Below are 13334 nucleotides of genomic sequence, written 5' to 3' on the forward strand. Positions count from 1 at the left end.
GTGCCCTCGATTGGAATCGAACCAACGACACCGGCTTTAGGAGAGCCGTGCTCTATCCACTGAGCTACGAGGGCCTGTGTGTCCATGGCTCTAAATCCCGCTGCTGGAGCTCAAGGGCCCGGACACGACTACAAGCATACAAGCTGCCGGGGCGCTGCCCGAACACCGTTAGGCTGGCGAGCATGAAAGGGCACCCGATTGCACCGGCTCCGGCCGGATCATTCCTCCCCAACCTCCGCAGCACCAGGGCAAACATCGGTGGGTGGGCGCAACTGAGCGTCGTCCAATACTTCGTGGCCGAAGCGGCCGTCATTGAGGCATGGGCTGGTCCGCAGCCGTACAGCCGTGCCACCGGATACATCAGCGATCTTGGAGCAGTGTCATGCGGTGTGTACGAGGACAGGGCTGTTTGTTCACCGTTGCACTGGCTGATGAACGCTTCGTTTGTGGTCCAAGGCCTGGGCCTCATCCTGGGTGCACTGTTCCTGACCGCCGGGCTTCTGTGCGTAGCGGCCCGTCCGGGGATGACAGCCCGGCGCTTCCGGTCCGTAGCGACCGGTTCCACTCCCGCCCGCGTGCTGACTGTGCCGTGGATCCTTGCAGTCGCGATCCGGATCCTCACCGGAGTTGCCGGCGCAGGAACCGTCCTTGTTGGGTTGGTGCCTGAAGACCTCGACTCACCGTGGCATTTTGCGGGTGCCTTGATGTTCTTCATCGGGGGAGGGTTTGCCCTGCTTCTGCTCGGCGTCCTGTGGTTCCGGCAAACTCCGGTCAGCTGGTTCCTTGCCCTGTGCGGCCTGCTCTGTGTCGGTGCACTCATCGTGGGTGGGATCACCGGGATGGAGGTGCCCCTGCCCGGCCTTCTGGAGCGGCTCATGGGGTACCCGGTGACGGTCGGTCTGGCGGCGGCCGGCCTGGTGATCGCCCAGCGTTTGCACACAGAACGGAAAGCGGCACGTCTGCGCTGAGGGTGGACGTGGTGCGCGACCACGGAGCAAGTGGTGCATAGGGTGCACGCGGGGTCTATTCTGGCGCTATGACGACGCCGGGTGGTCCGCGCGGAGGCGACCGGGGACTTCTTCCTGACCTCGCAGGGCGCCGCGAACTGGTGGGGGGCTGGGCAGCGATTACGCCCATCCACTACTTCGTGGTGGAAGCCCTGGCGATAGCTGCATGGCTTGGGAACCCGGGCTATGAACGGCGGGCCCACGTCATCAGCGATCTCGGCGCGGTCCACTGCGGGCCCTTCAACGGGTATGAAGTCTGTTCCCCGCTCAATTGGTTGATGAACGTCTCGTTCGTGCTGCAGGGTGTGGCCATGGTCCTTGGCGCCGCGCTGGTGAATACGGCAGTTTTGTCAATCGCAGCGGAGCCGGGTGCGCGGGTCATTACTCCCCGGATGGCTTCGGAATCCCACAGGGCAGCCGAGTCCTTTCCCTGGATCGCAGCCGGCGCGGTGAGGGCACTGATCCTCGTGGCGGGCATAGGCCAGGCAATGGTTGGCCTGGTTCCGGAAGATACGGACCTGGCGTTGCATCTGGTCGGCGCGGGCATGTACTTCATCGCCGGCCCACTGTCCTTGGCGATCCTGGGCGTCGTGTGGCGCAGGCATACCCGGATGTCCTGGTTTGTCCTGGTATGTGGTGCGGTGTCCTTGGGGACCACCATCTACATACTTGCTGTGGGGCTGCGCGTGGAGGAGCCGGGTGCGATCGAACGCACCATGGCCTATCCGATCATCATGGGCCTATCCATGATGGGCCTGGTGGTGGCACGCCGGGTGACGAAGCAAAGGAAAGCCGTCAGGGCTTCTGTGCGCTCTTCCGCCCCAGGAACACAGCAGCCACACCGCACAGCAGGCTGACGAGGAAAAGCACCCATGAGGCAACGGTGAGGCCGGAAGCCAGGGCGACCGACCCGGCGTCGGGCGTTTCTGCGGCCAGCATGGAATCGATGGCGACGTTGGACCACAGGTGGGCCACGGCGAACAGCAGGGGAGCGGCCCACATTGCCCAGCGGAGGGACTTCCGCGCCACGTTGGTGCCGATCAGCAACAACCAGCTGAATCCGAAGATCAGCGGAAACAGTGTTCCCGCAGTCTTGTGGATGTAGTTCAACTGCCCGCGTGCTGACTCATCCATGGCGTCATGAAGCTGGGCGACATAGTCCTGCGAGAAACCGCCGATCAGCGAATCCGGCATCGCCAGGCCGCCGGAGAGCTGCGTCATCTGGTTAAGGGTCAGCAAGTGCAGGTACCAGAACAGGAACAGGCTGGCCACGACGCCCGCGATCACAATGAGCTTGGAGTTGCTCTGCGCCTTCTGCGGGGTGCGCTGGGTGGTGTTGTTGATCACGGGAGGAAGCGTGTGATCTGGAACCACTGCCTTTGCTCCGTGCTTCTTGATGCGCTGGGCTGGTGTCTTGGCCATGTCATTCATTATCCCGCCACATAAGCTGGAACCATGACCACCGGCAGGCACACAGCAACTGAACTCGATCCCTCACTCGACGACTACCAACTGGCCAGCGCCCTGGTCCGCGAAGCAGGCCAACTGGCGCTGCTGATGCGGATGGGCGGCTTGCAGGGCGAACGCAAGACGTCGGTGTCCGACGTCGTCACGGCAGCCGATCACGCAGCCGAGGCTTACGTCCTGGAACAGTTGCAGCGCTGCCGCCCCGAGGATGGCATCCTCGGGGAGGAAGGCGCGTCAGTGGCCGGAACCAGTGGCCGGACATGGGTGATCGATCCCGTGGACGGCACCTACAACTTCCTGCACGGTTCCACATACTGGTGCTCGGCCATTGCCCTTAAGAGGGACAGCTCTGACCACGGAACCAACCCGGTGGTAGATCCGGACGTGCTGCTCGGGGCCATTTACCAGCCCGAGCTGGACAAGCTCTGGCTGGGCGGCCAGGGTCACCCGGCCACGCTTAACGGCGAGCCGATCTCCGGTTCCGGCGACCGTTCCGTTGCCGACATCTGCGCGGCCACCTACATCCACCCCACGTGGTTGGCCGATCCCCGCACAGCGATGCCATGGCACGCTGCTGCCGTCTCCGCCGCCTCATTGCGCATGTTCGGCTCCGGGTCCTGCGACCTCGGCCGCGTCGCCGACGGCGAACTCGGTTGCTGGTTCCAGCACAGTTGCCCGGAATGGGACTGGCTCCCCGGTAAGGCGATCGTCCGGGCGGCTGGTGGGGACACCGCCGTCGTGAAGGTCAACGGACTGAATTGGTTCGTCGCAGGTGGCCCGACGGCGGTGCGCGAGTTGAGCGCCGCCCTCACCTCGGTCCCACAGTTCGCCTAGGTCCTGAAACAGCGTTAACCCCTTCGGGTACCCCCGCGAAGCTCCACTGTTTGCCCTTGTTATTTTGCACCGGGGGGCGATTGCCTCCACGGTCTCAGCTGCAGAACAGCCCTCTGTTCTGCAGCGTTCGCAAGGGGGAAGTACTTGAACAGCAAGAGCAAGCTGTGGCCCACAGCCGTCGGCGTTACCGCCGTCTCGGTTTTGGCGATCGGCCTCGTCGCCGCGCCGGCAGCAAACGCAGCACCCACTGACGTGATTTCCGTCGGCAGTGGCCAGATCATCGATGGTTCCGTCCTGGCCATCCCGAACTTCGCCGGCCTCGCAGCCAACGGCGCAGCCACAGCCGAGCAGATCGGCACACCGCCATCCGGCCCGGCCATCATCGAGAACAGCGACCCGCTGGACCTCAGCGCCGTCTTCGGTGTGGTCAACGTCGGCGCGGGCAACATTCCGCTGCTGCAAAACAACGGCATCATCCAGGTTGGCGCAGTCAGCCAGTACGGTAAGGCCGTCAACGACGGCTCCTCGGAAGCATTCTCGGGTACCGTCTCCGGCGCCCCGGGCCTGGTAACACTGCCCGCCGGCCTGCCCACCTCGGGCGATCCCGCCATCCCGGCCGCACGCATCACAGCCGGTACGGCGGCCATCCTTGGCGGTACCGACCTGGTTAACGTCACACTCGACGTCACCACCCTCGCGGCTGCAGCCAAGAAGGACCAGGGCGCAGCACCGCAGGGTGCTTACGCCGTTGCCGGTGTTTCGGCTGAAGTTGGCGGCACGATTGTTGGAGGCGTCGCCGGCACGGTCAGCACCGCCATCAATACGGCCAACGCGGTTCTGACTCCCTTGGGCGTCACTGTGGTCAACCCCGTCGCTGGCGGCACCATCGCCATCACCGAGGCTGACTTGCTGGCCGCGGCCGGCGTTGCCGACCTGAACTCGTTGCCGGCTGGAACGGATTTGGTTTCCTTCCTTCCGCAGGCTGTTGCCACCAAGCTGACCAGCCTGGTCAGCAGCACGTTGGCTACTGCCACGACGGCTGTGAACAACCTTGGGCCGCTTGCACAGCTCACGGCAGGTCCTGCGTTGGCACTGCTGACCACCACGCTGAACGGCGTGACGGGTGCTGTGGCAACGTCCATCGTCGCACCACTGGGTACCGCGCTGACCGCCCTGGTTTCGGCCAAGGTCAACGTCCAGGAAACGGCACCGTCAGGCGCGTTCACCCAGCGCGCCCTGCAGGTCGGAATTGCCGGCGGCTCCATCGCCACCGTCAACCTCGCCAACGCAACTGTTGGTCCCAACCTTGACGCAGCGGCGATCCCGCTGGTCAACGCAGACACCATGGCCATCAGCGGTGGCGTGGCCCTCCTGGCACTGCTCACCTGGCTGTTCGTTCGCTCGCGCCGCCGGTCTGCTGTAGCTGCTGCCTGATTGCCTTGAGCGCATCAAGCATCAGCGAAAGGAGAACGCCTTATGTACGGCCATAACTGGACTGCAGGCGGCACGGCAGCCGGAGGAACCACCCTCGCTGTCACCGGTGCCCCCACCCTCGGGTGGGTCATCCTGGTGGGTGTCGCCCTGCTGATTACCGGCTTCGTGGTCCTGCGTAACAGCAGGCTTAAGGCTGCGAAGCGGGATACGGGCCCCAACCCGTAGCACCACCGGCGGGACGGCTCCTGCAAGAGCCGTCCCGCCACCCTCACTTTTTCGACCAGGCCGCCCTTGGCCAAGCCCCAAGCATCGGAAGTAAATGTCGGTACTCGAATCCGCGCAGGCGTTGGCATTTGTGCTCCTGGTGGTTTTTCTGTCGTATATCCTCGTGATCCTGGTACCGTTCCTGCGGCGCAAGCCAGATCCTGAAGGCGATCCCGGCACGTTCTCCTGGCATGTGTTCATTCCGTGCCGGGACGAGGAAGTGGTGATCGGGAAGACCCTGGAGCTGCTCCGGGCGAAGTTCCCGGAAGCCCATGTCTGGGTAGTCGACGACGACAGCGACGACTCCACTGCGGCCATCGTCGAAGCCGCATCGGATCGAGACAGCATGATCCACCTCGTACGCCGCCGGCGTCCGCTGGCACGTACCGGCAAGGGGGACGCCCTCAACGCCGCCTACCGGACTTTGGACGGGTGGCTTCCCGCCGCCGTCGACCGTTCTTCGGTGATCGTCCTGGTGGTCGACGCCGATGGTCACCTTGCCGACAACGCGTTCCGTCAGGCCGCCGGTCCCCTCGCATTCGGCGACCCGGAAGTGGGCGCCGCGCAGACCGCCGTCTGGATGTCCAACCTGGACGACCCCGAGCTCCAGGGCGGCCAAGGGCTCCAACGCGTCAGGAAGGCGTTCGGCCGTTACCTGGTCCTGATGCAGGACATGGAATTCCGGACCACCATCGCAGCAATGCAGTCCCTGCGGCGCCACACACTGACCGTGGGGCTTGGCGGGAATGGCCAGTTCACCCGGCTGTCAGCTTTGGATGCCATCGCCAGGACGTCGGGACAACCGTGGCACGGCGCTCTCCTTGAAGATTATGAACTCGCCATCCACATCATGCTGGGCGGTTACAAGACCGTCTACATGCACGACACGCACGTGGCCCAGGAAGCGCTTCCGGACCTCCGCCGCCTACTGACCCAGAGGACGCGCTGGTGCCATGGCGGCATGCAGTGCAGCACCTACTTGAAGCGGATCTTCGAGTCTCCGTACTTCAGCAATGTGGGAGCGATTGAGTCCAGTTACTTCCTGATCCAGCCGTTCATCCAGATCATCGGCTTGGTGCTGTGGCCAACGCTGTTCATCACCATGGTGGCGCAGGGCGCGTTGACCATGGGCAGCTTCGCCGCCTGGATTTCAGCGGCCTGGTTCATCATTCCGCTGATCTTCGCCACTGGCGTGCTGCCCTTCGCCCTGTGGGGATTGGTGTACCGAAGGCAGGTGACCCCGGAAAAGAACTTCATGCTGGGCGTGCTCTGGGGCCTGGGCTATTGGCTGTACATGTACCAAAACTATGTGACCGTTCTGCGGGCAACGTACCGTCTCATCACCGGCCGCCAGGGATGGGCCAAAACACGTCGCAACCATGAGTCCGACGTCAAACTCCTAGCGAAGGAAGCCTAGTGGCAATGAGCGCTGACATCAGCAACACCACCGTTCCCCGTGGACCGCGCGCCATTCCTGTTCGGAAGGGCCGCGGCGGGGGCGTCATTGGGCTGGCCTTCATCGCTGCGGCCGTGGTGGCGATGCTCCAACAGGAGAGCATCCGGGCAGCGGAAGCGTGGCTCATGGCAACTGTTTTCGACGGAATCCTCGGTGGGGCTTCCTACAGCGTGGACGACATCATCTTCCACAACGTGGGTGGGGGCCAGCCCTATGCCTTGATGGTCACCGGGCTCTGCTCCAGCGCCGTCCTCCTGACCCCGATCGCCGCGTTCGCCGGAATCCTCTTCCTCATGGGACGCATCCCGGTTGCGCGGCTGATGCCCGCTGCGATCACGGCACTGGTCATCGTTTCTGTCAGCAACGCGGTTCGATACTTCATGATTGCAGCGGCGCAGCAGAGCTGGGGCCAGCAGGGGTTCGACCTCATGCACCACTTCCTTGGTTCTTTCGTGGTAATCCTCGGCTTCGTGGTCGCCATCATCGTCCTGGTGCGGGCCGCCGTCGTCCGTAAGGACCGTGCTGCTCCCACCCGCAGGGGGCGGCGTGCGTCGTAACCGGCTTACCGTGTTCCCGGCCATTGCGCTGGCAGCCGCCATGGCCTTGGCCGGTTGCGCGCCCGGTGTGGCCGGCCCGGCCCCTGAAGGCGCCGCAAAGGCAGTGTCCTTGGACCACCCCACAGTGGACCAGTGCCACGTGATCACCACCCCGGAGGAATACGGTGCAAGCAGTGACTCCAGCCCGGCGGTTGCCTGTTCCGGGCCGCACACTGCACAAACGTTCCTGGTGACCAGCGTCCCGGAACCGCTGGCCGGCCAGTCCGAGCGGCCGCTCCACGAGCAACTGCAGAACCTCACCACCCGTTTGTGCCCGGCAGCAGAGCTGCGCAAATACCTTGCCGGCACCGATCGTGACGCCACAGCAGGCATGGCGATCACCGGATACTATCCGAGCCGACTCGAGTGGGCCGCAGGAAGCCGGACTGTGCGGTGCGACGTGTTCCTTGCCTCGCCGGGACGGGCCCCGCTGGAAACCACGAGTGACCTGAAGGGTGCGCTCGCAGGACCGGACTCGGCACAGATCCGGCTTTGCTATGCCCAGGAAATCAAGGACGGCGTGCTCAGCGCCGAAGGTAAGGACACCACGTGTTCCGAGCCCCACACCACCGAGGACGTGAGCGCCTGGTTCGGTCAGGACGCTTCGCTGGTCAGCCTCGCCGCGCAGCAGGAACGGTGCCTGCCGTTTGTCCTGGAGTTCCTCAAGGTCGATGTCCTGCCTGCCGGGGTGGAAGTGCGGCCCATTGTCAGGATCGACGGCGGCGCAAGGGCTGTCCGCTGTGGCGTGGCGCCGCTGCAGGCCAGTCCGGAACCATGGACGGGAACGCTTGCGCCTTTGGCCGGCACAGCGAACGGGGGAGCGGCACATGGTTGAGACGAAGCAGGGGAAAACGGAATCTGAAACCGGGAAACCGGAGGCGGAAACCACCAAACATGAAGCGGGGGAGTTCGCGCCCGTTCCGGTGCGGTCAGGCAAGAACCCCCAACCGGGCCCGCTTCGCAGGCTGGCGACGTTCCTTGCCAGGGTCTTCGGACCGGGAGAGCTGACACTCGGCGGAGGCCGCACGCCGGCCATCCTCGCGGGCGTGGCGTCCGCCGCCGCCATGATGGTGCGGCTCTTCGTCCCGGGCCCGGTCGGTATGGGGGATCAGGGTGACGGCCATGGACTGGTCTGCGCACTGGGCGTCAGCAATGTCCGGCCGTGGGATTACGCAGAATTCACCCGGTTCATCTACCCGGGCTGGACGCCACACCAGTTTGCCGGTGAGGCCTGCGGCGCAGTTGGCTCCGGCGAGGCTGTCTACTCGTCCCAGCTGGCCTTCCTGTGGTTGGGAAAGCTCATCACCCCGGTGTTCGGTTGGGGCCCCGGGGTGGACATGCGGGCTGTGGGAATTGTCTGCTGCCTCGTTTTCGGCTTGCTGACCGCGGCGCTGGTGGCTGTCCTGCCGGGACGCGCCAGTTTCAGGATCCTGATAGCGGCATTGGTCACTGCCGTGATGGCGGACGGCGTCTTCGCCGATTTCTTTATTTCCCCGTATCCCGAACCTGCCGCGTTCCTGGGGACCCTGGCGGTGTTGGTGGCGTTGTTGCACTACTGGAACGGCCGTGGCAGCCGCTGGTTGGCGATTGTGTGGGTAGTGGGCGCCGGTATCTTCACCATCGCTGCCAAGGCTGAGATGGTGTCCTGGCTGCCAGTGCTTGCACTCGCCCTGTTGTGGCGCCCGCATGTTCCTTCCCGGCGTTCCGGGCGGCGTGTGCCGGAAACGCGGTGGTGGCGGCAGAGGATTGTGCCGTTTGCCGCGATCATGGTGCTTGCAGCGTTCGCAGTGGCCTTCCTTGCCGTCCAGCCCAAGCGCACCAGTGAGCTGAACGTCTACAACGCGGTTTTCGCTGAGCTGCTGCCGAACAGCCCGGTTCCTGAGGATGATCTGAAGTGGTTGGGGTTGGACCCGGGGTTTCTGTCTGCCAGTGGCACCACCGTGGCTTCGCCGCGTTCAGCTGCAGTGAACCCGAAGTTCAGCGAATTCCAGGAGCAGGTGGGACCGGCCAAGCTGGCTGGTTTCTACGTCACACATCCTGAACGGCTGATCGGTGTGGGTGAACGCGGAATCACCGCCATGCTGACACCAGAACTTGGCTACATCGGATCATTCATGGAAGGCCAAGGCCATGATCCGTTTGACAAGGACCGCCGGTTCCCGGTGGTTCTGGGACTCTTCACGGCTTTGAAGGCCGTGCCGGTGGCCTTGGTGGCCATGCAACTGCTGACCCTTTTGCTGGGATTTGCTGTCGCTTTCCGCAAGAAATCTGCTGTCGGGCGCCTGGCAGTGGTGGTTGTGGTGGCTGGATGGCTGCAGTTCTGGGTGGTCATGCTGGGATCAGGACAGCCCGAGATTTACCGCCAACTGGTGATTTCAGGTTTCCACGCGGCGCTGTGTGTGCCCCTGCTGGTGGCGTTGATCAGCATCCTGGCCTCCGAGCCACGGAAGCTGATGCTTCAGCAGCCGGAGCCCGGAGTGCAGGAACCCGGGACGTCGGAGCCAAGTGCGGCAACGCTACGTGACCCAGCCGTCAGTGTTTAGCTGCTTACGCAGGCTGATCACGTTGCCGAGCTTGATTCCGGCCGCGGCGTACCGCTGCCTGATCCTGTGCAAGTGGGCCTTGACCGTCTGTTCGCTGATCCCCATGGCGTCTGCCACGCCACGCACGGACAGCGCTTCACTTCCGAGGTAGAGCTCTGCGAGCCGTTGCTCGCGCAGGGATAGCTTGATCCGAACGGGGGCGGTGTCCACCATGACGGCGGCAGCGTCGGGGTGTATGTACTGTTGTCCTTCCGCCGCTGCCCGGACGGCGCGTTCAGTGTGTGCCGGACCTGCCGCTTTAGGCACATAGCCCAGGGCGCCGGCAGCATGCGCTGCCCCTGCTTCCCAGCCGTCCACGGCGGTGGCCAGGACCACCACGCGGAGGCCGGCGTCAACAAGCGAATGAACTGCAGGAACCAGCTCGGTTTGATGGTCCAGGGTTCCCAGCACGGCAACGGCAACGTCCTGGTCCTTGAAGTCGGGTCCTTCCGTGCTGTGCGGGATGGTGTTGAGCCCGGCAGCAACCACCAGGTCAGGGGCGTTGCAACGGAACCATGCATCCAGCGTCTCGATCATCAGTTGGTGATGATCCACAACCAACAATCGCGTCACCATGATCTTGGCGCCTCAACGGGGACCATGATGCTGGCTCCTCCAGGATCGGTGTGCACGCGGGGGACGCCCAATGATCCTAGTTCGCTCCACAGTGCAGGAGTGCAGCGGTTGGGGTTCATATGGGTCACCCGCCATGTAACGAGCACGGTAGCTGCGGTATGCGGTTCCACGAAGATGTGGAGCCGGCGCGGCCGGGCGGTCAAGGTGCTGTCAGCATCGCCTGCCGGCGCCGTCAGAAGCATGGTTGTGGCCAAGACTGCTGACCGGGAAGCAGGGCTCACCCGCTCCACGAGGTCCGATTGCGCCACGACCATGACGGTGGCTTCCAGCCCTGCCAGGGACAGCGACTCCGTGAGCCAGTTGGTGGACTGCGAAATCATCAATTGGCTGCGCAATTGTTCGGCCAGGACCTGCGCCTGTTCAGAGAATCCGGGATCGAGTGGGAGTCCTCGGCGCTCGGCGACCTTGGCGAACAACGCCTGGATCTGCTGGTGTGTTTCTGCAAGGTCTTCTGCCCTCTCGGCGTCGCGGGAAACGGACTGTGCGGTCAGGGTGTTCAAGGCCCCCAAGGTCTGGCGCTCCAAGGTTCTCTGCACTTGGTTGCGAAGGAAAAAGACTGCCAGGCCACCCAAGAGTCCGGGAAGGATCGTGATGAAGAAGATAAGGAGTCCCTCCCCGGAACCGAATCTCGGGGTAGCAGCGTAATAGGCGCCGCTGAGGACGGAGTTGGCGGCGACCAGGACCAGGAAACCCAGCAAGTCCCAGCGCATCGCGACGAGGAAGACCAGAGCTGTCCCGAAGAGAACGTTCAAGGCCAGCGACAGGTAGCCGGAGGTCGGCGTCACGAATTGGGCTGTCATTGTTCCCGATGTAATGGATGACGCCAACCAGATCAGCCGCAAGAAGGGCAAATGGTGCCTGGGTGTCTTCGGAGCCGAGGCCACAATCGCCACGGCAAGCCCCAGGAGGTCGAATGCCTGCGCGCCGAGTTTCAGGTGGTCCATGCTGCCTCCATCGAGGGAGCCAGCATTGAGAATGAAGGAAATGATCCAGATGGTCAGGCTCGTGACGACCAGGACGGCTCTGGAAATGAACAGGGGCCCGTCCCTGCGTGATGTGCTGAGATGGGCAAGGCTCATGCCGCGTCCGCTTCGAGGACAACGGTGGTACCGCGGCCTGGCGTTGAGATCACCTTGGCCCGTCCGCCCACGCCGCCCATCCGGTCCACTACGGAATTCCTGACTCCAAAACGTTCCGCCGGGATGGCCTTCGGATCGAACCCCCGGCCGGCGTCGCTGATCAACACCGACACCAGGGAACCGGAACGGGAGACCAGCACGTCAACGCGGTCCGTTCCCGCGTGACGGGCGGCATTGACCATGCATTCCTCGGCAGCATCGGCAATAGCCAGCTGAACGTCCGCCGGAAGTGTTCCCCCTTCGCCAAAAACGTCAACGGCGAATCCGTCGCGGCAGTGATGGCGGGCCCTGTCCGTCAGCAGCAGGGCAAGTTCACCGTCAGGTTCGACGGCGGCATCCGCACCTTGGGTGCGGACCGTACGTGCTCCGTTGCCTGTCGCCTCCCAGAGGTGGGCTGTAGCCGGCGTCGTCCGTGAACCCGGCCCACCGGCGTCGTGCGTTGCCACGGTGAGCATTTCCCGCACCTCGTCGGGGACCGCTCCCGCCCCGCCCCTTGCCAGGAGGGTGAGGGGCCGCAGGAGGGTGTCATGAAGGATACGGGCCTCTGCTGCGCTGGCATCGATCCTGGCGCAGGCAACGGCCTGGGCGGCGGCTGATTCCGCCCGGATCGATTGGTCGTTCCAATAGGCGGCGAGGGCCTTGGGGGCGGAGTACCGGACGACGAACATGATGTACCAGGCGCCGGCAACGATGAGCAGGGTGGTGGCGCCCAAGCCGTGGACAGCGGATGACATGAGCGTGTGCCCCATGACCAGCACGGCCAGCAGCCCGGTAAAGAGGGCCGATCTCCACGAGTTGCGGAGGGAAAGAACCAGGGTGGAACTCACGGCCAGGATGAGGCTGTGCGCCAAAAGCAGCGAGTCGGAATCCTGGCGGTAGGTGACGCCGGCAAGGAGTTCGGACAGCGTGATCAGGGCCGTGACCAGAGCCAGCCGGAGCGGCCAGACATCCGTCCACCACATAGCGGCGAGGCACACAAAAACAATGATCATCAACAGGGCAGCCCCGGCACGGTGCCACGGCGGTCCGCCTTCGGCCGGCCCCAGGTACAGCCCTGAAGCCGCAATGAAGACGAAGCCGGCCACGGCACCGCCGCGGACCAGCAGGTCCGAATAATCCTGCTCCGGCCGGCCTGTTACCAGCCGGGCAATCCCTGCCCCCATGAATGTCTCCCCCGAAACGTGTCACCTAATATGGTGACGATAATTCCAAATCATATGTGGGGAGGGCCAAGTTGTTGCGATACCCGGTGTCCCAACCCACCATCGAAGTCGACATCGTCGAAGACCATGCCGTATTGCGCGAAGGCTTGGCCCAATGGCTGCAGGCCAACGCCCCCGGGATCCGGGTGGTGGGCCGGTTCGGCTCCTGGGCAGAAACCGCCGCGAACCTGCGGGCATTGTCCGACGTCGTGGTCCTGGACGTACTCCTTGGCGACCAAGTGCCACTGCGCGCCAAGATCCAGGCCATCGCCTCCGCTGGACCGCAGGTTGTGGTCTGCAGCTCCGTTGTTGATCCGGCCGTCATACGCCAGGCAATCTCAGCCGGTGCCTTGGCGTATATCCCCAAGACAGCATCCGCCGGGGTTGTCGAAGCCGCGCTCCGACAGGCAGCAAAAGGACTCCCGTACATTACGGAAGAGGTCGCCGTGGCAATGGAAGCCGAGCAGGCCGGACCACAGTTGTCGGCGAGGGAGCACCAAGTGGTTTCCGTTTACCTGGGCGGCGCCGCGGAAACGCTCGCCGAGACCGCCCACATCCTGGGAATTTCCGTTGATGGTGTGAAAAAGCACCTGGCCGCGGTACGGCGGAAGTTCCAGGACGGTTCTGAACCCCTGACCAGGCTGGCGCTGCGGGAGAGGTTGGTGTCTGGTGGCTGGCTGCTTGAGGATCCCGATGCGTGACCCGCATGGCCCCGAC

The 13334-nt window shown here is 64.1% G+C and carries 14 protein-coding genes and 1 tRNA gene; 10 read left to right on the forward strand and 5 right to left on the reverse strand.

Annotated features, from left to right (window positions below):
• Position 1: 1 nt before the first annotated feature.
• Positions 2-74 (reverse strand) — tRNA-Arg (locus tag N7568_RS04130).
• Between the two features lie 108 nt (positions 75-182).
• Here N7568_RS04130 and N7568_RS04135 point away from each other — a divergent pair.
• Together N7568_RS04135 and N7568_RS04140 are read left to right on the forward strand one after the other, a co-directional pair.
• Entirely contained in the window at positions 183-968 is a 786-nt protein-coding gene (locus tag N7568_RS04135; protein ID WP_261608640.1) for a DUF998 domain-containing protein, read from the forward strand.
• A gap of 68 nt (positions 969-1036) precedes the next feature.
• The gene (locus N7568_RS04140; RefSeq protein ID WP_261608641.1) at positions 1037-1864 is read left to right on the forward strand and encodes a DUF998 domain-containing protein; all 828 of its coding nucleotides are present in this window, start codon (positions 1037-1039) and stop codon (positions 1862-1864) included.
• On the opposite strand, the gene N7568_RS04145 is transcribed toward N7568_RS04140, so the two are convergent.
• A complete protein-coding gene (locus N7568_RS04145; protein WP_261608642.1) occupies positions 1803-2429 on the reverse strand; it encodes a hypothetical protein in 627 nt (208 codons plus the stop codon). The genes N7568_RS04140 and N7568_RS04145 overlap by 62 nt on opposite strands.
• Before the next feature lie 33 nt (positions 2430-2462).
• Between N7568_RS04145 and N7568_RS04150 the strand changes: the two genes are divergently transcribed.
• The 7 genes from N7568_RS04150 (at position 2463) to wsfD (ending at position 9601) form a co-directional block, all read left to right on the forward strand.
• Positions 2463-3308, forward strand: coding sequence for an inositol monophosphatase family protein (locus N7568_RS04150; RefSeq protein ID WP_261608643.1), 846 nt, complete (start codon positions 2463-2465; stop codon positions 3306-3308).
• Between the two features lie 144 nt (positions 3309-3452).
• Complete coding sequence (locus tag N7568_RS04155) at positions 3453-4742, forward strand: PVV-CTERM domain-containing choice-of-anchor G protein (protein ID WP_261608644.1); 1290 nt, start codon at positions 3453-3455, stop codon at positions 4740-4742.
• Between the two features lie 42 nt (positions 4743-4784).
• A complete protein-coding gene (locus tag N7568_RS04160) occupies positions 4785-4967 on the forward strand; it encodes a hypothetical protein (RefSeq protein WP_261608645.1) in 183 nt (60 codons plus the stop codon).
• A 94-nt stretch (positions 4968-5061) separates the two neighbouring features.
• On the forward strand, positions 5062-6423 hold the full coding sequence (locus tag N7568_RS04165; protein WP_261608646.1) for a glycosyltransferase family 2 protein: 1362 nt from the start codon (positions 5062-5064) through the stop codon (positions 6421-6423).
• A 5-nt stretch (positions 6424-6428) separates the two neighbouring features.
• Positions 6429-7019 (forward strand): exosortase S, encoded by a 591-nt coding sequence (gene xrtS / locus N7568_RS04170; protein ID WP_261608647.1) that lies wholly within the window; start codon positions 6429-6431, stop codon positions 7017-7019.
• Complete coding sequence (locus N7568_RS04175; RefSeq protein WP_261608648.1) at positions 6982-7893, forward strand: septum formation family protein; 912 nt, start codon at positions 6982-6984, stop codon at positions 7891-7893. Before xrtS ends, N7568_RS04175 begins: the two co-directional genes overlap by 38 nt.
• Positions 7886-9601: a glycan biosynthesis hexose transferase WsfD gene (wsfD, locus tag N7568_RS04180; RefSeq protein ID WP_261608649.1), complete on the forward strand. Its 1716-nt coding sequence runs from the start codon at positions 7886-7888 to the stop codon at positions 9599-9601. Before N7568_RS04175 ends, wsfD begins: the two co-directional genes overlap by 8 nt.
• Here the strand turns inward: wsfD and N7568_RS04185 are convergent.
• The 3 genes from N7568_RS04185 to N7568_RS04195 are packed head-to-tail and all read right to left on the reverse strand — an operon-like array spanning position 9575 to position 12578.
• Entirely contained in the window at positions 9575-10216 is a 642-nt protein-coding gene (locus tag N7568_RS04185) for a helix-turn-helix transcriptional regulator (RefSeq protein WP_261608650.1), read from the reverse strand. The genes wsfD and N7568_RS04185 overlap by 27 nt on opposite strands.
• The gene (locus N7568_RS04190) at positions 10210-11355 is read right to left on the reverse strand and encodes a hypothetical protein (RefSeq protein ID WP_261608651.1); all 1146 of its coding nucleotides are present in this window, start codon (positions 11353-11355) and stop codon (positions 10210-10212) included. The genes N7568_RS04185 and N7568_RS04190 overlap by 7 nt, the downstream gene beginning before the upstream one ends.
• Entirely contained in the window at positions 11352-12578 is a 1227-nt protein-coding gene (locus N7568_RS04195) for an ATP-binding protein (protein WP_261608652.1), read from the reverse strand. Before N7568_RS04195 ends, N7568_RS04190 begins: the two co-directional genes overlap by 4 nt.
• A gap of 86 nt (positions 12579-12664) precedes the next feature.
• Here N7568_RS04195 and N7568_RS04200 point away from each other — a divergent pair, with 86 nt between their 5' ends.
• On the forward strand, positions 12665-13318 hold the full coding sequence (locus N7568_RS04200) for a response regulator transcription factor (protein ID WP_261608653.1): 654 nt from the start codon (positions 12665-12667) through the stop codon (positions 13316-13318).
• The last annotated feature ends 16 nt before the right edge of the window (positions 13319-13334 follow it).

This window comes from Paenarthrobacter aurescens (genome assembly GCF_025421775.1).
Classification (GTDB): domain Bacteria; phylum Actinomycetota; class Actinomycetes; order Actinomycetales; family Micrococcaceae; genus Arthrobacter; species Arthrobacter aurescens_B.

What these genes read in the sequence shown, in the direction of transcription:
- N7568_RS04185 (WP_261608650.1), bottom strand. Translation starts at nt 10,216, where the DNA reads ATGGTGACGCGATTGTTGGTTGTGGATCATCACCAACTGATGATCGAG.
- N7568_RS04145 (WP_261608642.1), bottom strand. Translation starts at nt 2,429, where the DNA reads ATGGCCAAGACACCAGCCCAGCGCATCAAGAAGCACGGAGCAAAGGCA.
- N7568_RS04195 (WP_261608652.1), bottom strand. Translation starts at nt 12,578, where the DNA reads ATGGGGGCAGGGATTGCCCGGCTGGTAACAGGCCGGCCGGAGCAGGAT.
- N7568_RS04190 (WP_261608651.1), bottom strand. Translation starts at nt 11,355, where the DNA reads ATGAGCCTTGCCCATCTCAGCACATCACGCAGGGACGGGCCCCTGTTC.
- N7568_RS04140 (WP_261608641.1), top strand. Translation starts at nt 1,037, where the DNA reads ATGACGACGCCGGGTGGTCCGCGCGGAGGCGACCGGGGACTTCTTCCT.
- N7568_RS04150 (WP_261608643.1), top strand. Translation starts at nt 2,463, where the DNA reads ATGACCACCGGCAGGCACACAGCAACTGAACTCGATCCCTCACTCGAC.
- wsfD (WP_261608649.1), top strand. Translation starts at nt 7,886, where the DNA reads ATGGTTGAGACGAAGCAGGGGAAAACGGAATCTGAAACCGGGAAACCG.
- N7568_RS04160 (WP_261608645.1), top strand. Translation starts at nt 4,785, where the DNA reads ATGTACGGCCATAACTGGACTGCAGGCGGCACGGCAGCCGGAGGAACC.
- xrtS (WP_261608647.1), top strand. Translation starts at nt 6,429, where the DNA reads ATGAGCGCTGACATCAGCAACACCACCGTTCCCCGTGGACCGCGCGCC.
- N7568_RS04165 (WP_261608646.1), top strand. Translation starts at nt 5,062, where the DNA reads ATGTCGGTACTCGAATCCGCGCAGGCGTTGGCATTTGTGCTCCTGGTG.
- N7568_RS04135 (WP_261608640.1), top strand. Translation starts at nt 183, where the DNA reads ATGAAAGGGCACCCGATTGCACCGGCTCCGGCCGGATCATTCCTCCCC.